We start from the raw sequence: 26,166 nt of genomic DNA, 5'->3' as shown, positions 1-26,166 counted from the left end.
GAAACTGGTTCCGGCACGGTCGTTCTCGCCGCCGACGGCCCAGAAGTCGTCTCGGCAACTTCGGACCACCCGCGGCGTGGATGCTCTGGCCGATGATCTTCAGGTTCGCTGATCGTGCTTGGCCTGGTCCACGATCCAGACCGCGATCTGCGCGCGGGAGGTGAAGCCGAGTTTGACCAGGATATGTTCGACGTGGCCTTCGGCGGTGCGTTGCGAGATCACCAACTTTGCTGCGATCTGCTTGTTGGTGAGTCCTTGGGCAACAAGGTCTGCGACCTGCAGTTCACGCTTGGTCAATGTCAATTCTGCACTGCGTGGGCCTGCGGTTGGCGGCTCTCCGAGCGCGTAGGCCGCTGCTGCGTTCATCTCCATGACCCGGCCGCGCTGGAACGCCGCATCGAATCGTCGGTCGCCGAGCGCACGACGCACCGCGTGCTCGCATCCGTCGCGGAAGTGGGATAGCTCCGGGAAGGAAGTCGAAACACCAGAGCTGGACCGCAACAGACTTTCCGCGGCACCCATCAGCACGGCCGCGCGCTCGCCATCGCCATCAGCGACAGTCCAGGCCAGCGCCTCGAGATCCAACGCCGCGACGACCGGGCTGCGCATGCGCTGGTTGACTCGCAACGATTCCCGCAGCAACTGTTGTGCGTGGGACCGCTCGCCTTGCTGCCATACGGCAATGCCCAGCCCCCACAGCGCACTCGACCGAAACAGCGATTCGCCGCACGCTTCGGTGATCGAAAGTACTTGCTCGTGATACTCGAGCGCACGCCGTGCATCGCCCTGCAGCGCGTGTGCCCAACCGAGCAACATCAAGGCAGCAATGTGCAGGTGTCCTCGCCTGTTCGAGCTGAATACCTCGACGGCACGCTCGAAGAAGGACACTGCCCGAGCAGGTTCGTCTCGAAACAGCGCCAGGCTGCCCTCGGCGTAGTCGAGCAGCGCCTCGTTCATGGGACTGCGATCCTGCTCGGCGAGGGTGCGCCCTTGTTTCAGTAAGGCAGCCGCCGACTGAAAGTCCCGCTGCGCTGCCGCCATGATGGTGTTGGCATAGAGCGCCCGGATACGGTCGGGAACCGAACGCGCGGTGGGGTGCGCGAGGGCACGATCGAACCAGCGTCGACCCTCTCCGAACAGACCGCGGAAGCTCCAGAGCATCCACAGCGCGGTGGCGATGCGCAGCCCGGCCTCGGCCGAGGCCGCGCTCCCGTCGGACATGGAGAACTCGAGCGCCTCCCGGAAGTTCGGCTGCTCGCGCTCGAGCCGGGCCAGCCAGTCGCGCTGGCGGTCGCTGATCCACCCGGCCTCGGCATCCAGCGCCAGCCGCTGGTACCAGTCGAGGTGCCGACGACACAGATCCTGGAACTCTCCGGTCTCCTGCAACTGTTCCCGCCCGTAGGCGCGCACGGTCTCGAGCATCCGGAAACGCACGGCGTCATCCGGTTCCTCGCGGATCACAATCGACTTGTCTATCAGGGAGGACAACGCGTCCAGCATGCTCTCCGAGGCCGGGTCGGCACCGCACACCTGCTCGGCGGCGTCGAGTTCGAAGCCGCCGGCGAATACCGACAAGCGGGCCCACAGCCGCTGCTCGTCCGGCGTGCACAACTGGTAACTCCAGTCGATACACCACCGTAGCGTCTGTTGTCGCTGCGGCGCGGTGCGGCTCGCGCGGGTGAGCAGCGCGTACCGGTCGGTCAGCCGTGCCAGGATCTGTTCGGGCGACATGGTACGCATCCGAGCCGCGGCAAGTTCGATCGCCAGCGGCAACCCGTCCAGTCGGGAACAGATCGCTGCCACAGCGGTCTTGTTGTTCTCGGTGACCTGGAAACCTGGCACAGCCGCCGCGGCGCGATCGGCGAACAACGTCACCGCGTCGTATTTGGGCAGTCCCCGCAGTGTCGGCTCACCGTCGGGGTCTGGAACGGTCAGCGGCGACACCCGCAGCACCGCTTCCCCGGCGATGCCCAACGGCTCGCGGCTGGTGGCTAGAATCCGCAGGCCAGGACTAGCCGACAACAATGTCTCGACCAGGTTCGCCAACGCTTCCACGACCTGCTCGCCATTGTCCACAACGACCAGCACGTCCCGGGAACGCAGGAACTCGAGCAACACTTCCAGCATCGGCTGGGCCGAATCATCCCTCAGACCCATACCGGCCGCCACGACATCGACCAGCAGCGCCGGATCGTGCACGTCGGCGAGCTCGATCACCCACACCCCATCGGCGAAATCGCGTCGAGTATTCGACGCCGCCCGCAACGCCAGCCTCGTCTTGCCGACGCCACCGATCCCGGCCAACGTCACCAACCGCGACACCGACAGCAGGTTCTTGATCTCCGACATCTCGGCGCGGCGGTCGACGAAACTGGTCAACTCCAGCGGCAGCTCACGGGTGCTCCCGCGTTCTGCCGCGGTCCGTGGTGGCGTGCGATCCCGTATCGGCGGCGTGTGATCTCGCGGCCCGGGGACCGCGGCGGCCGTGCCGTGCACGGCCATCTCGCCAACCCGGTATCCGTGGTGCCGCTGCACCTGCCGGAGGGCCTTTCCTACCTCCACCGCCGATGGCCGCTTCTGCGGATCCCGGCTCATCGCCGATTCCACCACGGCCGACAAGTCATCGGGGATGCCGACCTCGTGCAGATCTGGCACCGACTCGCTGGTGGTCCGCAAAAACTGAGCCACCACCTGCTCACCGCTGCGGCGTTCGAACGCGGCACGCCCGGTCAGTGCGCAGAGCAGGGTCGCACCTAGACCGTAGACATCCGCGGCCGGTGTCGGGGCGTCGCCACCGAGCACTTCCGGGGCGGTGAACGCCGGAGACGCGGTCAGGATGCCCGTAGCCGTCTCGAATCCGCCGACGACGCGCGCGATACCGAAGTCGGTCAGCGCCGGCTCGCCGTAATCGGTGAGCAGAATGTTTCCCGGCTTCACATCCCGATGCACGATCCCGAGCCGGTGTGCGCTCTCGAGTGCACCAGCGATCTTCACCCCGACCGACAACACGGTCTCGGCCGGCATCGCACCCTGCCGACGAATCCACGCGTCCAACGAATCCAACGGGTGATACGGCATCACCAGATAGGGACGTCCGCTCGCGGTGACACCCACCTGCAACACCGTCACGATGTTCGGATGCCCGGTCAGCCTGCCCATTGCCCGTTGTTCCCGAAAGAACCGCGCCTGATCGTCCTCGCCCAACTTCCCGGTCAGCACCTTCACCGCCACCGTCCGGTCCAAGGCCACCTGCGTGCACCGATACACCACACCGAAACCGCCACGACCGATCTCTTCGGCATCCTCGAACCCGGACGCACCCAAATCCACCGCGACGGGCATACTCACGTCCCGGCGGGTCCGCAGCGGATCATCATCGACCATCAGCGGCAGGTAATCCACTCAGCATGTGCACGAACACAGGCAGCATGCGCTCACCTTTCGACAATGCCCAGCGTATCGCCGACGACGGTTAACAGCCGCTCCGCCGGACCGCACGTTCTCGGCGCCGAGCTAGCAATACCGACCGTGACGGGAAACCCGTCCGTGGCGAGGCTTCTTTCCAGCGGGGACGCCACGTTCGAGTCAGCGATCGGGCGCGACAGATCCGCCTCGGCAGGTTGCGCGAATACCGGCTCGCCCCGAATCCGAACTCTTCGAGGCCCGAGGTCAGCTCGGTCTGACCTCACTGCCACTCGAATGGGCCGAGCGCTGATTCGGCCACCTGCAGGGGATCCAGCCAGCGTGGTCGGGCGGTTCAGTGATGGTCGAGTAGTTCGACGGGGACCTCGACGATGCGGGCGCGCAGATATTCGCTGACCGCCTTTCCGATGCTGTCGAGCCGGAGGTTGCTCGAGCCGCCGCGGCCCAGTAGTCCGGGCAGTACGAAATGCACGGCACGCAGATGCGGGAATTCGTGGCGAAGTACTGTCCCGGCGGCGGCCTCGGGCAGTAATTCGGTGAGGCGTTCGGTGCTCAGAAATGATCGCAACCACGGCCAAGCCTGCGGATTATCGGTCCAGATCCCGACGTTGCTATTGCCGCCCTTGTCACCGCTGCGCGCGAAGGCGATGCGCCCCAACGGTACTCGCTCGGTCGCTCCCGGCTCGTAGGCACCGGGTTCCTCGTGGACGGGCTGGCCGGTGAACTGCTCGGTCTTCGCTGGAGGGAAGATGCTCTGCTGGTCGCCGTTGCCGAAGACGACTCGATGATGCAGCGCAGTTTGGGGGAGCAGGCCCGGCCAGTATTCGACGATCGTTTCGGCCCGGTGGAGTCGCCGCCCATGTATCCGGGAACGCTGCTCAGGCCCGGCGCATTGGAGGATCGCTGGAGGTGGAACAGCGGCTCTCGGGTGGCCGCAGTGGCCGCGATCCGGACGCAGACGGTCGCGGCGTTCTGATCCTGCGGATCGGCGACGGATTGTCCCAGACGCGACACCGCGAGGTCGCCGATTTCGGTGCCGGCGGTCAGGCCCTGGAGTTGGGCGACCAGGAGGTCGAATTTGGCGTCGATGTCCAGGACGGTCAGGTAGGTGTTGATGGCGATCGGGAAACCTGGAGTGAGAAATCGCGGCAGCGCGGTGAAGCCCGCGAAATTGCCGCCGACGGCCTGCGCACCGCACTCGATGATATGGCCGGCCACCACCGCGCCGGCGAGTTCGTTCCACGAGTCGGGAGTCCAGTCGTGCCATCAGGCTGCGGGACCGAGGACGAGGGAGGAGGCGTCGGTGACCCGGCCGCAGATGACGATATCCGCGCCGTCCGCGAGGGCCGCGGTGATACCCCAGCCGCCGAGATAGGCGTTGGCCGCCAACGGATTGGCCGCCAACGGATTCTCGCCCTCCCCGGTGAATGGTTCGTCGGTGTCGAGATGTCCGAACGAGTGCCCGGCATCGCGAAGTTCGTCGAGACGGTCGAGCAGATCATCGCCGTCGATATGCGCGACGGCGAGAGAAACTGCGGCAGTGTCGATTTCGGCGCGAACCGCGTCGGCCAACCCCTCCGGATCGAACGCGCCGGCGTTGACGACCACTTTGATTCCGCGTCCGGCGATCGTGCGCAGATGCGGGCGGAGCTGTCGAGGAAGTACTTGGCGAAGAAGCCGCCGAGGGCCTTGGGATCCGAGGTGAAGCCGGCGGAGACGGCGGCCATCGTGATCTCGGCCAGATAGTCGCCGACGAAAACGTCGACCGGATCGCCGGCGAGTGCTTCGCTCAGGGCGGTGAAGCGGTCGCCGAGGTAGCCCGAGAAATTCGCGATGCGTACGGAGTTTTCGCTCATATCAATGACTTTCAGTTCGCGTGATTGCGTGGCAGCCACTCCGGTCGGCTCGATCCGCGGGGGACCAGAACTGTGCGGTAACGACCGGGTGTCCGCGACATCACCACCTCGTCGGCTACACCGGCGTGCCGGCGATGGCGGCCGTGAGCCGGGCGGTCAGCGCATCGGTCATGTCAACGCCTGGTACGAGAGGTGGCGAGTCGCAGTAGGCCCTCCTGCATGGTGCTGGCCACCAGGACGCCGTTGCGGTTGTAGAGGTGGCCGCGCGCGAGTCCGCGGCCACCACCGGTCCACAGGCCTTCTTGTTCGTAGAGGTGCCATTCGTCGGCGCGGAAATCCTCGTGCAGCCATACCGAGTGATCGAGGCTGGCCAGTTGCATACCGGGTTCGTCGATGGTGACGGCGTGCGGGGGGAGCGCGGAGGAGAGCAGGAACAGGTCCGAGGTGTAGGCGAAGCCCGCTGCCTGGGTCAGGTGGTCCTTGGCGAGCCGGGTGCTGGTGCGGACCCAGGCGCGTTGGCGTGGTGGACGGGATTCACCGCGCGCGTTGGCAATTCGCGGATACTCTTCCGGGAATCGGAAGTCGACTGCGATATTCGCGCGCAGGTGTGGCAGCCAGTCGGCTTCGGCCAGATAGACGGGGTCTACCGAATCGTCGAATTCCGGAAGCTCTTCCGGTGCGGGTGCGGCGGTTTCCAGGGCCTGATGGGAGAACCCTCGCTCGGGCCGCTGGAAGGATGCGGTCAGCAGGAAGATGGTCACCCCGCCCTGTGTCGCCCGAACCGAGCGGGTCGTGAAACTTCCACCGTCTCTGACTCTTTCGACGTGGTACAGCACGGGCTCGCGCGGGTTGCCGGGGTGGATGAAATGGCCGTGCAGCGAGTGCGCCCGGCGTTCCTGGGTGACGGTCCGGCCCGCGGCGATCAACGCCTGGCCGACGGCCTGGCCGCCGTAGATGCGCAGGGCCGCGTCGTTGTAGGAGCGGCCGAGGTAGAGGTCGGCGTCGACCTGCTCGAGGTCGAGGATGCGCCCGAGCGGTGGGCGGGGACCGCGCGGCGGGTCGGCCACGCCGGCCTCGAGAGTGCTGGACATAGTTTTAGTATATTACTAGGTAATACTTGTGACGAACCGGTGGTATTCGCGATATGGGCCCCGGCATCGAATGATGCCGGGGCACAGCCGATCTCGTGACAACCGCGCTCAGCGTGCGATCTGCTCGCGCGGCAGCCCGAGCAGCCGCTCGGCGATCACATTGCGGTTGATCTCCGACGTGCCGCCCGCGATGGTGTGCGCCCGGCCGAACAGATAGTCGCGGCCGACCTCCGGGAGCTGGCCGGTCACCGCGGCCTCGCCGGCCAGGCGCATACCGGCCTCGGCCGTGTGCTGCAGGTGCTCGGCCGAGAGCATCTTCGTGACACTGCCCTCGGGACCGGGGGCCGCGCCCGTGACGGCCCGCGCGACATGCCGCAGGTTCAGCACCCGCAGTGCCTGTTCCGTGGCGAGCAGGCCCGCGACCTCGCGTACCGCGGCAGGGTTGTCGCCGCCGACGTGGACCAGATCGATCAGATCGAAGGGGGTGCGGCCGTGTGCCATGCCGCCGATGGAGACGCGTTCGTTGCCGAGGGTGGCGCGGGCGACGGTCCAGCCGTTGTTCACCTCGCCGACGACGTCGGCGTCCGGGACGAAGACGTCGTCGAAGAACACCTCGTTGAACACCGCGTCACCGGTGATCTCCCGCAGTGGCCGCACCTCGACGCCCGGTGCCTGCAGATCGATCACCATCGCGGTGATGCCCCTGTGCTTCGGCGCGTCCCGATCGGTCCGGATGGTCGCCAGACCGCGATTGCAGTTCTGCGCGTTCGAGGTCCACACCTTCTGCCCGGTCACCCGCCAGCCACCCTCGACCCGCACGCCCCGCGTGCTCACTGCGGCCGCGTCCGACCCCGCACCGGGTTCGGAGAACAACTGGCACCAGACCAGTTCGCCAAGCAGACTCGCCCGGATCCACCGCTCGATCTGCTCGGGTGTGCCGTGCTGGCTCAGCGTCAGCGTGACCCAGGCGCCGATGCCGAGGTTGGGCAATGGCACGCCCGCGAACTCTTCGTCGATGACGAGCTGTTCGACCGGACCGGCGTCGCGGCCGAAAGGCTTGCGCCAGTGCGGCATCAGATAGCCGGAATCGACCAGCATCCGGCGGCGGCCGGATTCGGGCGCGGCGCTCAACTCGGCAACGAACGCGGCCGCCTCGGCGCGGAACTGCTCCGCCTCCGGCGGCAGGTCGACGGCGTATTCGCGGCGCACCCCCGCGAGCGCGCTCGCGTACACCGCGTCCAAGGCGGCATCCACCGTGCCGAACAGTGCTCGAATGCTTTGCGCGCGGCGCAGATACAGGTGGCAGTCGTGCTCCCAGGTGAAGCCGATCCCGCCGTGGATCTGCAGGCTCTTCTCCGCATTGCGCACGTACTCGTCGTAGGCGATCGCGCCCGCGACGTTCGCGGTCAGGGTGCCCTGGTCGCCGTGCACGCCCGCGCGCGCGGCGTCCCATGCGGTGGCCACCGCGAGTTCGGAACCGGCCAGCATATTGGCGAGGTGGTGTTTGATCGCCTGGAACGAGCCGATGGTACGGCCGAACTGCTCACGCACCTTCGCATAGCCGAGCGCGTGTTCGAGGGTGGCCCGCGCGCCACCCGCGGCCTCGGCCGCACCCAGAATCCGGGCGGTGCGGGCGGCCGCGCCGGCGGCGCCGGGCAGCAGCGCCTCGGGGACGACCTCCCGCAGTGTCACGTTGCGGATGTGCAGCGTGGGGTCCAGCGCGTCCACGGTGTGGGAGTCCACGCCGTCGGCGTCGGACCGGACCAGTGCGATATCGTCTCCGACCCGCACCGCCAGCAGGTTCGCCGCGCCCGCGCCGACGATATGACCGGCATCGCCACGCAACACACCGGAGTCGTCGGCGACGAGCGCACCGCGCAGGCCGAGTCCGGCGATCCGTGAGCCGTCCACGAAACCGGGCAGCAGTGCCCGCTTGGCGGCATCGGCACCGAATGCGGCCAGCAGCGATGAGGCGGCGACGGTCGTGATGAACGGCACGGGAGCGACCACCGCTCCGAGTTCCTCTGCGACGATTGCCAGTTCGGGCAGCCCGTAGTCGTCGCCACCGAATTCGGCCGGTAGGTGCAGCCCGAGCCAGCCCAGGTCAGCGAGCTGTTTCCACAGCGCCGAGGCGTCGGTTACCGGATCGTCGAGGAAGCGGCGCGCGAGGTCGTGCGCCTTCTGGTCGGTGAGGAAGGATCGGACGGCCTCGGAGATGGCGAGGTGGTCGTCCGTCAGTGCCAACGGCATGGAGATCTCCTAGCTGGTGCGGGTGGGATCAGCGGGGCGCGAACCGCTGGCCGGCGTCCAGTCGCAGGCACTGACCGTTGAGCATCTGATTGTCGACGATGGCGAGCGCGAGCTTCGCGTACTCTTCCGGGCGTCCCATCCGCTTCGGGAAGGCGGCGTCCTCCACCAGCGGCGCGACCTGTTCGTCGGTGAAGGCGGCGGTGGCGCCGGTGGCGAACAGGCTTGGCGCGATGGCCAGCACCCGGATGCCGAGCGGGCCGAGATCTCGGGCCATCACCAGCGCCATCCCCGCGATGCCCGCCTTCGATGCGGTGTAGGCGACCTGACCGATCTGGCCTTCGAAGGCGGCGATCGAGGAGGTGTTGATGATGACGCCGCGCTCGGAGTCCTCGGGCTCGTTCTTGCTCATATGCGAAGCCTGCAGGCGGTTGAGGTTGAACGTGGAGACCAGGTTCAGGTCGACGACCTGACGGAACGTCTCGAGATCGTGTGGGCCGCTGCGGCCGAGAGTCTTCTTCGCGGTGCCGCCGCCCGCGGTGTTGACGGCGATGTGCAGGCTGCCCAGCTCGGCGATCGCCGCCGCGAGTGCGGTTTCGGCGCCGTCGAAATCGGTGATGTCGATGGCGTGGAAGATGCCGCCGATCTCGTCGGCGATCTTCTTGCCGTCACTGGCTTCCCGGTCGAGGATCGCGACCTTCGCGCCGGCCGCCGCAAGAGCCTGCGCGCTGGCCCTGCCCATCCCGGACGCGCCGCCGACGACGACCGCGTTCTTTCCCTTGATCTGCATATTTGCTTCCTGTCCACTGGGTGCGTCGGGCTCGAGTTGAGCTGTTCGATGGGTCGTTCCCACGACGCATCGAGGCGTGTCTTGCTTCGCTTACTTATAGTACTATCTTAACTATGTGACAGGGCTGCCTGGGGACGGGTGAAATATCGACAGCGTTCACGCATGATGTGAGGCGCGGACAACCTGGATGATGCTCACCAGGAACGGATCGAGGCCGAGACCGCGGTGCGGTGGGGCCGGTCGGTCAGAGGCCGCCGCAAAACCCTTGCGCCCAGCCCCGACTCGTAGAAAATGCCCCGCCCGAGGGCGGGGCGTCTGATCACCGATTGCGCCAGCTCGGGCGGCGTTTGGCCGCGAACGCGGTTATGCCTTCTACGCTGTCCTCACTGAGCAGCAGTTCGTCGAGTGCTGGAGAGGGATGAGTGACGGCGTCGAGAGTGCCGGCGATGCCGGCGGTCTCGGTCATGATCTGCAGCGAGACCCGGACCGAGGTAGGGCTGCCATCGAGGATCTCCTCCGCCAGTGCCCGCGCTCCTTCCAACGCGGTGCCGGAAGCGACCACGCGGTTCACCAGGCCGTAGGACTGTGCCTCGTGTGCGCCGATGCGCCGGCCGGTGAGGATCATCTCGGTGGCCACTTTGGGCGGCACGGTGCGCGGCAGGCGCACCAGCCCGCCGGCTCCGGCTGCCAGCCCGACCTTCACCTCGGATAGCGCGAACTTCGCGGTCTCGTCCGCGACCACGAGATGGCAGGCCAGCGCGATTTCGCAGCCGCCGCCCATCGCGAAGCCGTTGACGGCGGCGATGACCGGTTTGGTCATCGAGCGGCGGCTGGTCAGTCCGCCGAATCCGTTCTTGGGCACCCACATCGGTTTTCCCGACGCGGAGTAGACCAGATCGTTGCCCGCGGAGAATGCCTTGTCGCCGGCGCCGGTCAGAATTGCCACCCACAGGTCGGGGTCGGCGAAGTAGGCGTCGAAGATCTCGTCGAGTTCTTCGTTCGCCGCCGGGTGCAGGCTGTTGCGCGCCTCCGGGCGGTTGATCGTCACCTCCAGCAGGTGCCCGTTACGGCGGACCAGCACATGGTCGTAGTTGTCGCGCAACACAGCCGGACGTGCCGGGAACAGCTCGTCCATTCTGGTCCGTGTGGTGGTCACGCGATTGCCGAAACCGAACGAACGCACGTAGACCCGGGTGCCGATCGGTTCGCCGGTGCCGAGGTGATCGAGGATCTCCTGGTCGCCGGTCTGAGTTCTGGCGACGAACCGGCGGTCGTCGGCGTCGAGTCGCCCGATCACCACGCCGGTCGGCGCCCCCTTGCCGTATTTGATCGTGTAGGTCTCGATGGTCGCCCAGCCGTCAGCCTGCGGTGCCTGCGCGGGTGCCGCCCACGCATCGATCTCGGCCTGCAGTTCGGCGCTGCGGTCGCGACGCCACTGTGCTGGGGTTGTGGAGTAGATCCCGGCGGAGTACTTGCTGAGTGTGCCCCCGTTGGCGCCGACGAGGCCGAACACACCCGGTTCCGCGCGCAGGCGGGCGACCGTTTCTGCGACGGCGTGCATCGAGTAGTTGTTGCCTGCACCTCCGAAGAACGGCAGGCCACCGGTGACGGTGAGGCCGCGGGGGTCGTCCGGTGCCAGGTTCAGACCGTCGCAGATATTGAATACCGCGATGGGAAAGCAGCTGTAGAGGTCGATGGTGGCGATGTCGTCCAGGCCGATCTCGGCGACCTCGAGCGCGTGCTGGATCGCACACACCGCCGTCGGCGCGGACGAAAGATCCGCGCGGTCCATCAGCGCGGGTTCGCGCAGGTCCGCGTGACCGTGCAGGAATACCCAGCGGTTCTGCGGCACACCGAGTCGCCGTGCCGCGCCGATCGACATCAGCACTACGGCGGCACTCTGGTTGACCTGGTCGCGGGCGACGAGGAATCGGGTGTAGGGCTCGGCGATCAGGCGATTGCGTTCGGTCGGTGTGCACAGTTCGGCCGCATCGCGTTCTACCGGCGCGGCGGCGTGCGGGTTGGCCGCGGCCACTTTGGTGAACGGGGCGAACAGTTCGCCCATCGCGTAGGCGTACTCCTCGCGTGACTGCTTCAGCCGGGCCCGCCGGGCGTTCTCGAACAAGGCATATTGGCTCGGCGCACCGGTGAGTCCGTGTGCGGCCAGATGCCGGGAGCTCAGTCCCTTCAAGCCATAACCCCGGTCCTCGAGACTCCCGGCGGTCGTCTCGGTGAAATCCGGCTTGTCCGGAGATTCGGCCAGGTGCCGGGTAGTCGAGATGGCCTCGGAGCCGAAGATCAGTGCGACCTCGGCATCGCCGTCGGCGATCGCGCCGGCCAATTCGGTGATCAGGTGCTGCGGAGACTGACCGCCGCTGACCTCGAGGATTGCCCGCCGGGGTGCCGCGCCCACTCGGTTCGCCACAGAACGCGGATAGTTGTCGGATTTGCCCAGCGGTGCGCGAGCACCCGGAGTGGAGATCTCGAACTGCCGCACGCCGGCGACGGTGTCTATCGCCGCACTGATCGCGGTCATGTCCGCAGCGGTGTCCGTCAGTGCGGCCCGGGCGGCGTCCGCGGCGAGGTCGACTGCGGAACGGGCACGGTACTGCGGGTCGTCGAGGCGTTCGGAGGATTGCCCGACGCCGACGATGACAGGTGTGTGAGGGTCGAGTGCGGCGTAGTCGGTCATGATGTGGTCCTGTCGTGAATGAGGCGGCCTGGCGCAGTCGAGTTCTGCCAGAACTCGTGGGTGAGTAGTGATTTGATCACTGCTGGTTAAATGCCGATGCGCTGAGCCAGTGCCTCGCGATGTGCGAAGGCATCACCCAGGAACACTTCCGACGAGCGGGCGCGCTTGAAATACAGGTGAGCCGACATCTCCCAGGTGAAGCCCATACCGCCATGGAACTGGATGTTCTGGTGCGCCGCGGTCACGAATGCCTCGGTGCAGTAAGCCTGGGCCAATGCGGCCGCGGCGGGAAGTTCGTCGTTGTCTGCTGCGGCGGCTTCGAGAGCGTAGTACGCCGCCGACTTGGCCGACTCGACCTCGATGAGCACATCGGCGGCCATGTGTTTCAGTGCCTGGAATGCACCGATCACCTGCCCGAACTGCACACGCGAGTTCAGATAATCGACGGAGGTGTCCAGCACCGCCTGAGCCCCGCCGGCCTGCTCGGCGGCGAGGGCGACGGCAGCGAAATCGAAGACCCGCTCCAATACGTGTCGGGCGCCGCCTTCGGCTCCGATCAGGCGTGCCGCAGCGCTGTCCAGCTCCACCGTCGCGAACTTCCGCGTTTGATCGAGAGTGATCGAGGTTTCGCGGGTCAGTCCGGAAGCCTCCGCGTCGACGGCGAACAACGAGATGCCGCTCGCGGTCCGCGCGGGCACGATGATCAGCTGCGCATTTGCTCCGTCCAGCACGAAAGGCATTGCGCCACTCACGGTCCAACCGTCGGGCGAGTGGTTCGCCCGAACGGTGACACCATCCGGGCCCCAGCGTCCGTGGTCTTGCGGCAGTGCCACGGTGGCGATCAGGGAACCGTCGGCGATCGCGGGTAGGTACTGTTGCTTCGCCTCTTCGTCACCCGACTCGAGCAGGGCAGTGGCAGCGAGTACCACCGTGGAGAAGAACGGCGCGCACAGCAGCGTGCGGCCCATTTCCTCGAGCACGATGCCCAGTTCGACCCAACCCGCACCCTGGCCCCCGTATTGCTCCGGGATCGCCAGGCCTTGCAGGCCGAGTTCTTGCGCCATCTGGGTCCATACCGCGGGGGCGTACCCTTCCTCGGTATCCATCAAGCGCCTGACCTCGGTTTCCGGTGACTTGGCTCGAAGGTAGTCACGGACGAGATCGCGCAACTGGTCCTGGGTTTCGGTGAATGATCCGAACATCGTCGTGCTCCTAGCTCTCGGACGGTCGGGTCGTGCCGCCCTTGCGGACGTCGCGGAATGGCACGCCCCGGTCTGGTTCGTAACCCTTGGGCAGGCCGAGGATCCGTTCGCTGATGATGTTGCGTTGAATCTGATCGGTGCCGCCGCCGATCGAGTTGATGAACGACCACATCAGCTCGTGGTCGACCTCGTAGGCTTGTTCGTCGGCTTGGTCGTAGAGCAGACCGCGTGCGCCGAGCAAACGGAACCGCAATGCCCAGGACGAGTGCAGGATGCGCGATTTCGCGAGTTTTCCCAGCGATGCGAGTGAGGAACCGCCGCCTGCCTCGATCTGCTTGCGCGCGCGTATCGCGTTCCAATCGTTCACCAGACGCCACGAATGGATGCGCATGATCTCCTGCCGCACGGCCTGGTCGTCGAGTTCACCGGCTTCCCGCGCCGCCGCGATGAGGTCGTTCGAGCCGGTGAAAATCGGTGCCCGGCCGTCCTTTTCGCGTTTCGCCGCACCGAGCTCGAAGCCCATCGTGCGGCGTTCCTCCTTGAGCGCGGTCTGCAGCACTCGCCATCCGTCGTTCAGTTCACCGATGAGCGCACCCACCGGAACACGGACCTCGGTGAGGAACACTTCGTTGAAGTCCGACTCCCCGGTCATCTGCTTGATCGGGCGGACCTCGATGCCGGGCAGATCCATGGGGATGATGAAGAAGCTGATCCCGGCATGTTTCGGCTTGTCCCAGTCCGTCCGCGCGAGCAGCAGCGCGCAGTCGGCTTCGTGCCCGCCGGTCGTCCAGATCTTCTGGCCGTTCACGACGAACACGTCGTTGTCCAGTTCTGCCCGTGTCTGCAATCCTGCCAGGTCCGAGCCGTTACCGGGTTCGCTGTAGAGCAGGCACCCGCGACTCCATTCGCCCGACAGCAATTTGGGCAGCACGTCGCGCTTGAGGTCCGGGGAGCCGAATTCGACGATCGTATTTCCAGCGAGCGCGGTATAGCCACGGCTCTCGATGGCCGCTCCGCGCGCGCCCACCGCACGGAATTCCGCCGCGATCGTTTTCGCATCCGCTCGGGATAGGCCCAGGCCGTAGGCATCCTTCGGCCAGGTGGGCGCGGCCCAGCCGGCGTCGACCACTCGACGTCGCCACGCGGCGTCGTTCACACCCTGCCAGTTGTCCGCGAGCCAGGAACGTACTTCCTCGGCAACGCTCACCTGTGGCGCCGTCACCGGCGGCCCATCCGTGCTCGTCATGTTTCCCTCTCCGAAATGTCACCCCGTTGCGGTCTGATCCCGACATTTCCATGTCCCGCGACGGCGGTAAACGATCTGCTTGCTCACAACCAGATGTGCGGTTCGGACATGCACCAGGTCCCGGTAGATGAGCGATCCGCACATGGGTCGGTGTCCCGATCCGTGATGTACAGCGCAGGGTGCGCGCGCCAGCATTGGGCTCACAGTGCCCGGTCGTACGTCGTCCTGAGCAACGACGCCGAGATATGGGCGGCGTGAGAACGCCAATCGCACCGACAAGGAAGTTGGCCTTGAGTAACAGCACCCCCAGCTACGATCCGCCCCTGCTCGGCGTCCGGGTCGTCGACCTCATCTCCGGTCCGATGCAGAACGTCGGCCGGCATCTCGTCGATCTCGGCGCATCGGTCACCCGTGTGCACCTGACAGGCGTCACCGATGATGACAGAGGCTTCGGCCCGGTCGTCGACGGTGTCCCTCTCGGCACCGCCATCGCCACCCGGGGTACCCGGGCGGTCGTTATCGATCGGTCGACTCGTGCCGGGCGAGCGGATTGGGACGAACTCCTGACGGCGTCGGACATTCTCCTCGAGAACACCGCGCCCGGTAGTCCGGCCGAGGCGGCGCTGGATGCCGCAGAGATCCGGAAGGGGCACCCGGGCCTGGTTCTGTTGTCCGTCAGCGATTTCGGCCGCGGCAACGACTTCAGCACCTGGCAGGCCACTACGCCTGTCCTGCACGCACTCACCAGCGAGCTGTCCCGTTCCGGCCTTCCGGGGCGCGACCCGCTCGTACCGCCTGGAGAGCTCCCCTACGACGTCGCCGCCGCACAAGCGGCGTTCCTGACTCTGAGTGTGTACCTCGACCGTCTGCGAACGGGACGGGGCGACCGCATCGACTTCTCGATCCTCGACGGCGCGATGCAGGCACTCGATCCCGCCTACGGCATGACCGGCAGCGCGTCGGCCGGGGTGCCGCTCAGCGCACTACCTCGAGGACGCGCCGACGAGCGGTACAAATATCCGATCATTCCCTGCAAGGACGGGTTCGCAAGGATCTGTGTGCTGGCCACGCGGCAATGGCGGGGCATGTTCGAGTGGATGGGCCGTCCCGAGGAATTCGCCGGCCCGGAGTACGACAAGCTGATAGTCAGATTCCGGTCATCGACTCTGCTGCCCGCCATCGCACGGCATTTCGCCGACAAGACGCGCGCCGAACTCGAGCAGCAGGGACAGCGATACGGGGTCCCGACGGCCGGGGTGCTGACGTTGGACGAAGCGCTGACAACCGAGCAGATTCGTGCGCGCGGATTCCTGCGCCGGGTCGAAGTCGCACCGGGTCTGGCCGGTCCGATTCCGGCCGGGGTGGTCGAGATCGATGGTGCCCGAGCGTGGGTCGACGCCGCGGCCGACGGCGCAGTGGGGCGGCCGAGCAGCGCGATCCTGGCTTCACGCCCGCGGACCCGGGACAACCTGCCACTGGACGGGATTCGTGTGCTGGACCTCGGTGTCATCGTGGTGGGCGGCGACACCGGGCGGCTGTTCGGCGATCTCGGCGCGGACGTGATCAAGATCGAGAATTCCGCCTTCATCGACGGCGCCCGCGGCTCGCAGGGGCCGGCCGGTATGACACCCGGATTCGCCGCCGGTCACCGCAACAAGCGCAGCATCGGCATCAACCTCCGCGACCCCGAAGGCAAGCGACTGGTCCGGGAACTCGCCCGCTCTGCGGATGTCGTGCTGACGAATTTCAAACCCGGAGTGATGAATTCACTGGGGCTCGACTACGCCTCGCTCGAAGATGTCAATCCCGGCATCGTGGTCGTCGACAGCTCCGCCTTCGGGCCCACCGGTCCATGGTCCAAGCGGCTGGGCTACGGCCCCTTGGTCCGGGCCGCCACCGGCTGCACCGATCAGTGGGTGTATCCGGGCGAGCCCGGCAGTTTCAGTGACGCGATCACCGTGTACCCGGATCACGTCTGCGCTCGAATCGGCGCGATGGCCGCGCTCGCGCTGCTGATCCGCCGTGAACGCACGGTGCGTGGCGGGTCGGCGAGCATCGCGCAGTCGGAGGTGATGTTGAGCCATTTCGGCTCGCGGATCGTCGCGGAAGAACTTGCCGAGGGCGGCCGCGCCGTGACCGGCGGCGTGCACGATGCCCCGTGGGGTGTTTTCGCCGCCGCGGGCGACGACGAATGGGTGGCGGTCACGGTACGCGGCGATGCCGATTGGGCGGCGCTCTGCGCGGTGATCGAGCGCCCCGATCTGATGTCGGATGCGAGCTTGTCCACCGCGGCCGGACGGATGACGCAGCGCGAACGCGTCGAGACGGCGGTATCGGACTGGACTGCCGAGCATGCCCCTTTCGACGTGATGGCGACATTGCAGGCCGCCGGGGTTCCCGCCGGTGCGATGCTGCGCGCGATCGATCTGCCGGAATGGGAATACTGCCGCGGCCGCAACACATTTCGCGTGGAGGATCATCCGTACGGGAGAGAGCCCTATGTGATGGAGAATGTGCAGATTCACGCCGAGAGTGTGGCCGTGCCGCCGCTCGGTCCGGCACCGCTGCTCGGTGAGCAGACCTACCGGATCGCGCAGGATCTACTCGGCTTGGACGAGGCGCAGATCGATGACCTCGTGAGCCGGGGAGTCCTCGAAGTCGCTTCTCGTCCCGAGGTCCGGTAGCCGTGGCGGACCTGGGCCATGGGTGGTTCGGCGTCCTCACATAGCATGCGTCCGGGGGTCGACGACGACGTGGGGCGATCACATGAATATTGACTTCACCCGCCTGAAGTATTTTCTGGCGGTCGCGGAAGAACTGCACTTCAAGCGTGCCGCCGATCGGTTGCACATCACCCCGCCCCCGCTCAGCAAACAGATCAAGCTTCTGGAACGCGAAGTCGGCGGCCCGTTGTTCGAACGCGACTACCATGCGGTGCGGCTGACGGCGTTGGGCGCTGCCCTCGTCACGCCTGCGCGGCGGATACTCGATCTGGTCGCCGAATTCGAGGCGACCGCGAACAGCATCACAGATCGCGTCGAGCCGCTACGGGTGGGCGCGACGGCGTATGCGCCCTCGGATCTGTTGTACGCATTCGAAGACGCGGTGTGTCAGCTGACTACACCGGCGGAGTTCAGCATTCCGGGTTCCGCGGCAGAGGTGGCCGCACACCTGGTCGCCGGTCATTTGGATCTGGGCTTGATCCATCTGCCGTGCACCGACTCCAGGGTCGATTACCGGGTGATCACCCGCTACCAGAGTGGGATCGCGGTACGCAGTGATGATCCGTTGGCGTCACGCTACGCCGTGACCATGGCGGATCTGCGTGATCGGCAGGTTGCCATAGACATCGCCAGTGTCAACCAGCTCGCAATGTCGACCCTGGTTCGCCAGCTCGACAAGCGCGGTGTGACCCAGGTCGTTCACGCCGCCCCGGGTCGCAGGGGAAGTGAGGTCGAACTCGCGGCACAGGTCCGCAGCAAACGACTGGTGCTTCTGGTCGCCTACGCTCCCGATTCGTCCTTGGGGCGGGTGTTCTCACCGCCGGAGTTCAAGCTGATCCCGATCGAGGACAGAAGTTGGCGCGAAGGTCAGCTTGCACTCGCATGGCTGCGTGACCAGGCAACGCCGCACCCAGCGCTGGCGTCGGCGATCGAGGACTTGACCGCCCTTTTCGAAACCGAGTGACAGATGTGGCCCGATGTCACCGCGCGGCTACTTTCGCAGTCGCAGTAATTCCTCCGGCACGGTGCTGGCTACCAGAGGGTGCTGTTCCGGTCTGGACGTGCCATTCGTCGGAGCGGAAGTCCTGGAACCGGACGGAATGGTGGAGGCCGACGCGCTGCATGCCCGGGTTCGTCGACGGTGATGGTGTGCGGGGAGTGCGGAGGACATCCGTGTCGAGCGGTGAATGCCGCTCGCCCGAGGGGACTACGCGAGGCACATTGCATGTACCTCGCATCGCTTACTTATAGTACTATCTAAACTATGTGACAGAGGCCACCGGCCGGTGCAGTATCGAGAACACTCACCGGTGATGTGGACCGGTCCGGCAACAGGCACACATGGAGGCACCGTGATTCTGAAGGTAGGCCAGGCGCTGGCGAGTACCACCGATGCGACCGCGCTCATCGTCGTGCGCGCACCCACCCGGGACATCGCCTTGACCTGCGGCGGTGCGGAGATGGTGGCAGGTAGGGCCGGGGTCGGCGACGGCAGCGGTATCTCCCCCGCGCATCGCGGCGGCACCCTGCTCGGCAAGCGCTACGTCGACGAGGAGGCCGGGCTCGAGGTGCTGTGCACCAAGGCCGGTGACGCCTCGTTGGCGGTGGATGATCGCCCGCTGGAGGTCAAGCAGGCCAAACCGCTTCCTTCCTCGGACTGACCACCGGCTCGATCAGTACGTGAACCCTTGGAGTTGCGAATGAATGTGACGATGCTGCTGGATATGGCGGTCGACGGCTTCGGCGACCGGGTGGTGATCGGCCGCCGCGAAGGCGGTATCACCGCCGTGCGGCTCGCGGAGATGTCCGCGGCGGGTGCGGCCGCGATCCGCGAATCCGGTGCGGACTCGGTGGTCTACCTCGCGGTCAACGGCCCGGCCTTCCCGGTCGCCATGTTCGCCGCCGCGCGGGCCGGGGTTCCGCTGGTGCCGGTGAACTACCGTCTCGGGGCGGAGCAGCTCCAGTCGCTGCTGGCCAACCATCCGCGGGCGATCGGTATCGCCGACGAGGCGCAGGTGCCGACATTGCAGGCGGCCGGGCTCACTGTGCTCACCCCCGAGCAGTGGCTGGCCAGGACCGCCAAGCCCGTCACCGCGTCGCCGGACGCCGGGGAAACCGGCGCCCCGGCGGTCGTCATCTACACCAGCGGCACCACCTCGGCGCCCAAAGGTGTGCTGCTGCGGCACGAGAACCTCACCTCGTACGTATTCGGTTCGGTCGAGTTCGGCTCCGCCGAGCCGACCGATGCCGCGCTGATCAGTGTGCCGCCGTATCACATTGCGGCAGTGGCGAATGCGATCACCAGCCTGTATTCGGGCCGGCGCACACTGGTGCTCGAGCGGTTCACTCCCGCGCAGTGGTTGCAACTGGCCCGCGAGGAGGAGATCACCAACGCGCTGGTCGTTCCGACAATGCTCGCGCGGATCGTCGAATCCGACGCGGACAAGGCGCTGCCGTCGCTGCGCGCACTCGCGTACGGCGGTGCGCCGATGCCGACCTCGGTCATCGAGAAGGCGCTGCGGATGTGGCCGGAGGTCGGATTCGTCAACGCCTACGGACTCACCGAGACCAGCTCCACCGTCGCGGTGCTCGGTCCCGAGGAGCATCGCGCCGCGCTGGCCGGCGACGATCCCGCCGTGCGTGCTCGGCTGGGGTCGGTCGGCCGAGCGGTCCCCGGCATCGATCTGGAGATCCGGGATGCGAACGCCGTGGTGGTGGGTCCCGGCGTCACCGGTAGCATCTGGGTCCGCGGTGAGCAGGTGTCCGCCGAGTACGCCGGCATCGGTCGCGCGGTCGACGACAGCGGCTTCTTCAATACTCGCGATCAGGGATTTCTCGACGAGGAGGGGTACCTCTACATCGGCGGACGGGTGGACGACACGATCATCCGTGGCGCGGAGAACATCGCACCGGCCGAGATCGAGGATGTCATCCTGCGGCATCCTGCCGTGCTGGATACCGCCGTCGTCGGTGTGCCGGACGAGGAATGGGGACACCGCATCGAGGCGGCGGTGGTGGTGCGCGCTGGAATGCGGCTGGACCCCGAGGAACTGCGCGCTTATGTGCGAAATGTGCTGCGCGGCAGTAAGACACCCGAGCGGATCGTCTACTGGGACGAGTTGCCGCGCACGGAGACCGGCAAGCTGGTCCGGCGGCACGTGCTCGAACGGATCGTCGCCGACGACCTGGTGGTCTGAACGCGTACACCTGTCGATACCGATGCCCCTTCCGGATTCCGGAAGGGGCATCGGTATTTTCGGGCTCACGCACTGCTGTCATCGCTAACTTAGATATCTAACTGATGCACAAACCTCCATCAACCTCTTTCACTTAGTATACTTTCTAGGTAAGGTGGGGTCTGCGCCCCTCAGGTATGGGGCCCTGTCGCCGAACCACGGCACGGGTCCACATCGGCTCACGACCACGGAGGTAATACGGATGACGACGGCGGAAGAGACGCAGAAGGACGCACCGAAGGTGTACACCTTCCGCGACGAGGACATCCAGCGCGCACACGATCTTGTCGGCATCTATCACGCGGTCACCCAGCGTGAGCAGTTCACTCGCGCAACGCCCGACGTCATGCGCAATTTCGCGCGCAGCTACGGCGACGACAACCCGCTGTTCGTCGACGAGGAGTACGGCCTCGACACCCGCTGGGGCGGGCAGATCGCACCTCCGATGATCAATATCGCGCTGACCCGGGAGCTGCGTGCGGATCCGGTCCCGAAACAGCAGCGCCGCCCGTCGTTCCGCGGTATCCACGTGTTCGTCTCGGGTACCACCACGGACTGGTACCGCCCGGTGTACGACGGCGACACCCTGTACTCGTTCCAGGGTTTCAGCGACGTGGAGCTCAAGGAGTCCGAGTTCGCAGGTCGTTCGCTGATCGTCACGCGCTCGCACGTCCAGATGAACCAGCGCGCCGAGGTCGTACAGGTGCAGAAGGTCATCACGATCCACACCGAGCGTCACGAGTCGAAGAAGCGCAACAAGTACCAGGCGATCGAGCCGGCCTCCTACACTCCCGAGGATATCGCGAAGATCGACGAGATCTATGCGGCCGAGCAACGCCGGGGCGCGAATACCCGCTACTACGAGGATGTTTCGGTCGGCGAGAGCCTCGGCACCATGGCCAAGGGGCCGCTGACGACCACCGATATGGTCGTCTTCCATTCCGGCGGTTACGGTTTCGCCCCATACACCCCTTCGACCGCGCGCCTGACCTACAAGAATCGGCAGCGCATCGCCCCGTTCTACATCCCGAACGAGCAGGGCATTCCCGATGTCGCACAACGCATTCACTGGGACAGCGACTATGCCCGATCGATCGGCCTGCCCGCCGCCTACGACTACGGCATGATGCGCGACTGCTGGCTCTCGCACTACCTCACCGACTGGATGGGCGATGACGCGTGGCTGGTGAGCATGTCGAGCCAGATGCGGAAGTTCAACTACCAGGGCGACACTCACACCATCACCGGTGAGGTCGTCGGCAAGCGGGTCGACGGTGATCGCCATCTGGTCGATGTCGAGTTCCGCGGCACCAGCCAGCGCGGCGAGATCACCTGTCCGGCGACCGCCACCATCGCCCTGCCGAGTCGCGAGGCCGGACTGGTCGCCTTGCCGACCCCGCCGAAGGAGCTCGAGGTGGTCGCGGCGCAGATGCTCGCCCGGCACGGCGAGCTGCGTGCCGCGAAACGCGGCTGAATTCGGAACTCGGACGGGCTCGCCGGGGTGCGCACCGCGCCGCCGGCGAGTGCGTCATATGTCGGGCAGGTTCGACGACGTAGGTCCTTCATGCCGTGTCGGACCGGTCACATCCATGCATGCGCCCGAAAACCCTTCTGCCGCAGCGACTTGCGTGCCATGAGCGGTTTCGATCCCTACTTGCCGGTCGAAGATCCAGCGCGCACTTGGAGGTCTGTCGCCGCGCCTACGACCGGTCCGGCGTTCGCCCGGTTTCTCCACCTGCTCACCATCGGCGGCGGACGCGACCGCCGCCGATGGTGCGGAACGGCAACTCCGCACGCTGTTCTGCGTGTGGTCTGTACACGCCGGCGGCCGATCCTGTGCCGAGGTGCCGCAGAGTCTCAAGATCGTTGGCGGCCGAGGGCTTCGAGTAGTCCGTCGATCACACCGATGGCCTCGTCGCGGGCTCGGAGAGGATCGGCGGAGTTGGCGACGAACTGTGCGGCCTCATCGGTGGCCGCGAGCAGCACATGCGCCAGCACATCGAGTGGCTGGGGGGTCATCGTGCCCTGGTCCACTGCGCGTGCGAGCAATGCGCGTATCGACCCGAGCCCGAACTCGACCTGAAGCTCGCGCCACTGCTGCCAGCCGAGGATGGCGGGACCGTCCACCAGCAGGATGCGCTGGACCTCGCCGGTCAGCGACGATTTCAGGTAGGCGCGCAGGCCTTTTCGGAGATCGGCCAGCGCGTCGTCGGTCTGGTCCGGCTGCGGCGCCTGACTGTGCACCTGTTCGGCGACGGCGAGAAATACGGCCCTGAACAGCGCCAGCTTATTGGGAAAGTGGTGGTACAGCGCGCCGCGGGTGCCTACGCCGGCAGCTGCGACAATCTCCTCGGTTCCTGTTGCGTGATAACCCTTTTCGACAAACAGCCGGCGTGCTGCGGCGATGAGTGCGGCGCGGGTGGCCTCGGCTCGGTCGGCGATCTCGGCCGTGCGCACGGGCCGCTTCTCGGATTTCGCCGCCGATTGACCCTTGTACATACAGCTTGTATCCTCCACATGCAGATTGTATGTCACCGGCCATACAAGGGTAGCGACATAGGCCTACCGGGGTCCGATCGGCCTGGTTGGACCGTATCGCCTGGCACCTGCAAGTCCGGAGCAAGGAGACAGTGTGGCTGACACACCCGGCAACATCGTGATTTTTTCGGCGGACGGGCACGCGGGGGCCAAACGGATGAAGGACTATCTGCCGTACTTCGCCCGCGACGTTCGTGACACCGTCGCCGACCTTCTGGTCGAGGAGGAACGCGCGTATCGCCGCATGATCGCGCCGGACTTCACCTCACGGCCTGCCGAACAGAAACCCGAGGGCTCGGAGCGGTTGTGGTCCCCGGCGGCTCCCGAACGCTTCGGGGGCTGGGACATCGCGGTTCGCATGGAACAGCTGAACCGCGAAGGGGTCGCGGGCGAATTGCTGGTGCCGGGGCACCAGTTCTCCTCGCTCCCGTTGTTCAGCGTGGTCAACAAACCGTTCGAGGCGGACCTGCGCACGGCGGGCGTGCATGCCTACCACCGTTGGCTGGCCGATTTCATGGCCGGGGGCGATGGTCGCCTGCACGGCATGGCCGATCCGGGGCCGTGTCACGACATCGATGCTGCCGTCCGCGAACTGCGATGGGCTCGGGAACACGGCTTCGTCAGCGTAGGGGTGCCCGGCATCATTGAGGATCCGAGTCTGCCCTCGCTGCTCAGCGACCACTACGAGCCGTTCTGGCAGGCATGTGCCGACCTGGACATGACCCTGATGGTGCACGCCGGGTGGGGGTTCCCGCAGGGCCGCTATCAGGAGTTCATCTCCGCATTCGTCACCACGCACCTGGGTGAGCAGGAGGCCACCCAGATGCTGGCCGCCCAGCAGCATCTCGACGAGGAGGCGCGGGCGGCGCTGCAGAAAGAATTCGCCGAGTCCCCGGCCTCGCCGTTCCGTCTGGATTTCGGTCCGCGGCGGCTGCTCTGGCAGCTGATGCTGGCCGGTGTCTTCGACCGCTACCGCTCGTTGCGCTTCGTGCTGGCCGAAGTCCGTTCGGACTGGGTCCCGGCGACGTTGCAGCTCTTGGATTCCTGGTACGAGCAGCGGACGACGCCGCTGAAGATGCGTCCGAGCGAATACTGGGCGCGACACTGCTTCGCGACGCCGTCGTCGATCCACAAGGCCGAGGTGGAGGCCCGCGAGGCCGTCGGTGTCGAACGGCTGATGCTGGGCATCGACTATCCGCACCCGGAAGGGATGTGGCCGGACACCTGGGACTGGATCCGGGTGGCATTCGACGGCGTTCCAGAGAGCGAGGCACGACTGATTCTCGGGGAGAACGCGCTGCGTGCGTTCCCGGTCGACGCTGCGCACATTCGAGCCGTCGCCGAACGGATCGGCCCCGATCCGAGTCGCTTGCTGAGTGATCGAGAGGATGTGCCCGCTGGGCATATCGAGCATTTCCATCGCAGAAGCGGATTCCTGCGTCCCGCTGAACGAGTGGATACCGATGCCACCCTGGAACTCGCCGATGAAGACCTCCGGTTGGTCGGTTGAGCGGTCGGCAGCCACCAGGCCACACATGACCGCCGACGTCGGCAGCGGCGGTCTCGGCAACCCACGGCATCGCTGGGCCGTTGACTCGATGCTGCTACCAGGAATGTCACAACGATTACGAGGGAGTTCCATGACGGATTACGCAGAGGTCGAAAGAGAGTTCAAGCGTTACTTCATGACGGGTCCGGTGCTGGAGGACTGGACGGCATGGGTGGATCTGTTCGCAGAGGACGCAACGTATTTCGACCATTTCTACGGAACATTCACCGGCCGTGCGGAGATTGCGGCGTTCATCGAAGGCACGATGGGCGCCTCGCCTCATGTCTATACCGTGCTGAAGTGGTATGTCATCGACGGAAATCGAGTCGTTTATCAGGCGCTCAATCGCGCCGACAACCCGGAGCCGGGCGTGCCGCCGATCGACTTCCCCTCCTATCAAGTCATCGACTACGCCGGAGGCGGTAAATGGAGTCGCGAAGAAGACATCTGGATCATGGGCGAGATGAAGAGCTTCGCCCGCGCTTACGCAGAGGCGGAACGACGCTTTCCGCAAGCCTTGGAGGACAAGCTGTCCCGCAATGACTGGGGTGACTGGGTGCGCTGGGCACGCCCCGAACCAGGACACGTCGCTCGCCCATCGTGGTTCGGCAGGGCGGACTTCAGACCGTTCGCCAGCATCGACGACATCGACGTCGGCGTGCGATCTCACTAGGGTCCGCGCTGATCGAAAGGGCTCTCCCGCAACGGATTACGGGCCCTCGGGCCGGGGGCGATCAGTCGAGGATATCGCGAACCTGAACGTCCTCACGGCCCTCCAACAACGAGAGCCGGGCGTTGACCATGTGCTTCTGCCAGTGCGCGAACACGCCGTCGGCATCGCGCGCACGCAGCAGTTTGATCAGGCGGCGGCACGAACGGATCTCGAGTTTGTAGGAGGACTCGTAGCCTTCCTTGTCCGCACGGGTCTCGAACAGCACCGCACCGGTGTGGCGCTCGGTGATCTCGTGCAGCATGCCGGCGATGATGGCGAGCGTCGCGTTTCCCGACAACTGCACGATCCGCAGGTGGAAGGCCGAGGTCCCGGCCGCCAGATTGTCGGAGGCGAAGGCGGCGGGGATGTCCTCGTCGACGATGCGCTCGAGCTCGTCGAAATCTTCCTCGGTGCCCTCGGTTGCGAGAATGCGTGCTGCATCGGGCTCGATGGCCTCGCGCGCGACGAAGACGTCGGCGACCGTGGCGCCGGAGAGTTCGAGCAGCAGCGATGCCGGTCGGGCGACGATCTCGGGACCGGGCACGCAGACGCGGGCGCCGGAGCGCGAGCCGCGGCGCACCTCGACGAGTCGTTCGGATTCCAGGACGCGCACGGCCTCGCGCAATGTGGGCCGACTGACCGAGTAGTGCTCCATCAGTTCGGCCTCGTGGGGGAGGTGGTCACCGTCCTTCAGCTCGCCATCGATGATCATGCGGCGAAGGTTGTGTGCGACCAGCTGGGCGGTCTTGGGCGTGCGGATCGCGCGTGAGGCCGCGCCGCGCGAATCGAAGATCGGTGCCAGGGCCCTGTCAGCCACGTGCTTCCTCCCAATGGATCGTTATCGTCGACCGGCTCGACCTG

At 66.2% G+C, this 26,166-nt stretch carries 18 protein-coding genes and 1 pseudogene; 7 read left to right on the top strand and 12 right to left on the bottom strand.

All coding sequences use genetic code 11. The features are described from left to right. Positions 1-99: 99 nt before the first annotated feature. The 10 genes and pseudogenes from NM2_RS01845 to NM2_RS01810 form a co-directional block, all read right to left on the bottom strand. Positions 100-3,384, bottom strand: coding sequence for a protein kinase domain-containing protein (locus NM2_RS01845; RefSeq protein WP_067663297.1), 3,285 nt, complete (start codon positions 3,382-3,384; stop codon positions 100-102). 373 nt (positions 3,385-3,757) lie between these two features. Then, entirely contained in the window at positions 3,758-4,081 is a 324-nt protein-coding gene (locus tag NM2_RS51285; RefSeq protein ID WP_245717805.1) for an AtuA-related protein, read from the bottom strand. After that, complete coding sequence (locus NM2_RS53325; protein ID WP_439956826.1) at positions 3,976-4,491, bottom strand: hypothetical protein; 516 nt, start codon at positions 4,489-4,491, stop codon at positions 3,976-3,978. Before NM2_RS53325 ends, NM2_RS51285 begins: the two co-directional genes overlap by 106 nt. A 108-nt stretch (positions 4,492-4,599) precedes the next feature. Continuing rightward, positions 4,600-5,279, bottom strand: a pseudogene (locus tag NM2_RS51275) (acyclic terpene utilization AtuA family protein); the annotation flags it as partial. 173 nt (positions 5,280-5,452) lie between these two features. Further along, positions 5,453-6,370 carry an acyl-CoA thioesterase gene (locus NM2_RS01835; RefSeq protein WP_084530372.1) on the bottom strand — a complete coding sequence of 306 codons (918 nt, stop codon included), beginning with the start codon at positions 6,368-6,370 and terminating at the stop codon, positions 5,453-5,455. A gap of 108 nt (positions 6,371-6,478) precedes the next feature. Continuing rightward, positions 6,479-8,620, bottom strand: a complete 2,142-nt coding sequence (locus NM2_RS01830) for an acyl-CoA dehydrogenase family protein (protein ID WP_067662883.1) — start codon at positions 8,618-8,620, stop codon at positions 6,479-6,481. Positions 8,621-8,648: 28 nt separating this feature from the next. Then, a complete protein-coding gene (locus NM2_RS01825; protein WP_067662881.1) occupies positions 8,649-9,407 on the bottom strand; it encodes an SDR family NAD(P)-dependent oxidoreductase in 759 nt (252 codons plus the stop codon). A gap of 319 nt (positions 9,408-9,726) precedes the next feature. Continuing rightward, positions 9,727-12,099: an acetyl-CoA acetyltransferase gene (locus NM2_RS01820; protein ID WP_067662879.1), complete on the bottom strand. Its 2,373-nt coding sequence runs from the start codon at positions 12,097-12,099 to the stop codon at positions 9,727-9,729. An 86-nt stretch (positions 12,100-12,185) separates the two neighbouring features. Further along, complete coding sequence (locus NM2_RS01815; RefSeq protein ID WP_067662877.1) at positions 12,186-13,301, bottom strand: acyl-CoA dehydrogenase family protein; 1,116 nt, start codon at positions 13,299-13,301, stop codon at positions 12,186-12,188. Between the two features lie 10 nt (positions 13,302-13,311). Beyond that, positions 13,312-14,547, bottom strand: coding sequence for an acyl-CoA dehydrogenase family protein (locus NM2_RS01810; RefSeq protein WP_067662875.1), 1,236 nt, complete (start codon positions 14,545-14,547; stop codon positions 13,312-13,314). Positions 14,548-14,837: 290 nt separating this feature from the next. Here NM2_RS01810 and NM2_RS01805 point away from each other — a divergent pair, with 290 nt between their 5' ends. The 5 genes from NM2_RS01805 to NM2_RS01785 all read left to right on the top strand — a co-directional run bounded on the left by NM2_RS01805 (position 14,838) and on the right by NM2_RS01785 (position 21,980). After that, the gene (locus NM2_RS01805; RefSeq protein ID WP_281182371.1) at positions 14,838-17,231 is read left to right on the top strand and encodes a CaiB/BaiF CoA-transferase family protein; all 2,394 of its coding nucleotides are present in this window, start codon (positions 14,838-14,840) and stop codon (positions 17,229-17,231) included. Between the two features lie 82 nt (positions 17,232-17,313). Beyond that, positions 17,314-18,234, top strand: a complete 921-nt coding sequence (locus tag NM2_RS01800; RefSeq protein ID WP_067662868.1) for a LysR family transcriptional regulator — start codon at positions 17,314-17,316, stop codon at positions 18,232-18,234. Between the two features lie 388 nt (positions 18,235-18,622). After that, on the top strand, positions 18,623-18,931 hold the full coding sequence (locus NM2_RS01795; protein ID WP_040831124.1) for a hypothetical protein: 309 nt from the start codon (positions 18,623-18,625) through the stop codon (positions 18,929-18,931). Positions 18,932-18,970: 39 nt separating this feature from the next. Further along, positions 18,971-20,467, top strand: a complete 1,497-nt coding sequence (locus NM2_RS01790; protein ID WP_067662866.1) for a class I adenylate-forming enzyme family protein — start codon at positions 18,971-18,973, stop codon at positions 20,465-20,467. A 241-nt stretch (positions 20,468-20,708) separates the two neighbouring features. After that, complete coding sequence (locus tag NM2_RS01785) at positions 20,709-21,980, top strand: FAS1-like dehydratase domain-containing protein (protein ID WP_040831019.1); 1,272 nt, start codon at positions 20,709-20,711, stop codon at positions 21,978-21,980. Between the two features lie 383 nt (positions 21,981-22,363). On the opposite strand, the gene NM2_RS01780 is transcribed toward NM2_RS01785, so the two are convergent. Then, positions 22,364-23,005, bottom strand: coding sequence for a TetR/AcrR family transcriptional regulator (locus NM2_RS01780; RefSeq protein ID WP_174435114.1), 642 nt, complete (start codon positions 23,003-23,005; stop codon positions 22,364-22,366). Positions 23,006-23,138: 133 nt separating this feature from the next. On the opposite strand from NM2_RS01780, the gene NM2_RS01775 reads away from it, so the two are divergent. Continuing rightward, entirely contained in the window at positions 23,139-24,554 is a 1,416-nt protein-coding gene (locus NM2_RS01775) for an amidohydrolase family protein (RefSeq protein ID WP_067662859.1), read from the top strand. A gap of 130 nt (positions 24,555-24,684) precedes the next feature. Beyond that, the gene (locus NM2_RS01770; protein ID WP_040831021.1) at positions 24,685-25,266 is read left to right on the top strand and encodes a nuclear transport factor 2 family protein; all 582 of its coding nucleotides are present in this window, start codon (positions 24,685-24,687) and stop codon (positions 25,264-25,266) included. 61 nt (positions 25,267-25,327) lie between these two features. On the opposite strand, the gene NM2_RS01765 is transcribed toward NM2_RS01770, so the two are convergent. After that, positions 25,328-26,122: a FadR/GntR family transcriptional regulator gene (locus tag NM2_RS01765; protein ID WP_067662858.1), complete on the bottom strand. Its 795-nt coding sequence runs from the start codon at positions 26,120-26,122 to the stop codon at positions 25,328-25,330. Positions 26,123-26,166: the final 44 nt, after the last annotated feature.

The sequence above is a fragment of the Nocardia miyunensis NBRC 108239 genome (genome assembly GCF_001613065.1).
In the GTDB taxonomy this organism is placed as follows: domain Bacteria; phylum Actinomycetota; class Actinomycetes; order Mycobacteriales; family Mycobacteriaceae; genus Nocardia; species Nocardia miyunensis.
Note: the sequence above shows the minus strand (reverse complement) of the source record. Positions and strands in the feature narration are given on the sequence as shown.

Bases quoted from the DNA above. Each gene is read 5' to 3' on its own strand.
- NM2_RS01845 (WP_067663297.1), bottom strand. From the start codon at position 3,384: ATGGTCGATGATGATCCGCTGCGGACCCGCCGGGACGTGAGTATGCCC.
- NM2_RS01835 (WP_084530372.1), bottom strand. From the start codon at position 6,370: ATGTCCAGCACTCTCGAGGCCGGCGTGGCCGACCCGCCGCGCGGTCCC.
- NM2_RS01830 (WP_067662883.1), bottom strand. From the start codon at position 8,620: ATGCCGTTGGCACTGACGGACGACCACCTCGCCATCTCCGAGGCCGTC.
- NM2_RS01825 (WP_067662881.1), bottom strand. From the start codon at position 9,407: ATGCAGATCAAGGGAAAGAACGCGGTCGTCGTCGGCGGCGCGTCCGGG.
- NM2_RS01820 (WP_067662879.1), bottom strand. From the start codon at position 12,099: ATGACCGACTACGCCGCACTCGACCCTCACACACCTGTCATCGTCGGC.
- NM2_RS01815 (WP_067662877.1), bottom strand. From the start codon at position 13,301: ATGTTCGGATCATTCACCGAAACCCAGGACCAGTTGCGCGATCTCGTC.
- NM2_RS01810 (WP_067662875.1), bottom strand. From the start codon at position 14,547: ATGACGAGCACGGATGGGCCGCCGGTGACGGCGCCACAGGTGAGCGTT.
- NM2_RS01800 (WP_067662868.1), top strand. From the start codon at position 17,314: ATGAATATTGACTTCACCCGCCTGAAGTATTTTCTGGCGGTCGCGGAA.
- NM2_RS01790 (WP_067662866.1), top strand. From the start codon at position 18,971: ATGAATGTGACGATGCTGCTGGATATGGCGGTCGACGGCTTCGGCGAC.
- NM2_RS01785 (WP_040831019.1), top strand. From the start codon at position 20,709: ATGACGACGGCGGAAGAGACGCAGAAGGACGCACCGAAGGTGTACACC.
- NM2_RS01780 (WP_174435114.1), bottom strand. From the start codon at position 23,005: ATGTACAAGGGTCAATCGGCGGCGAAATCCGAGAAGCGGCCCGTGCGC.
- NM2_RS01770 (WP_040831021.1), top strand. From the start codon at position 24,685: ATGACGGATTACGCAGAGGTCGAAAGAGAGTTCAAGCGTTACTTCATG.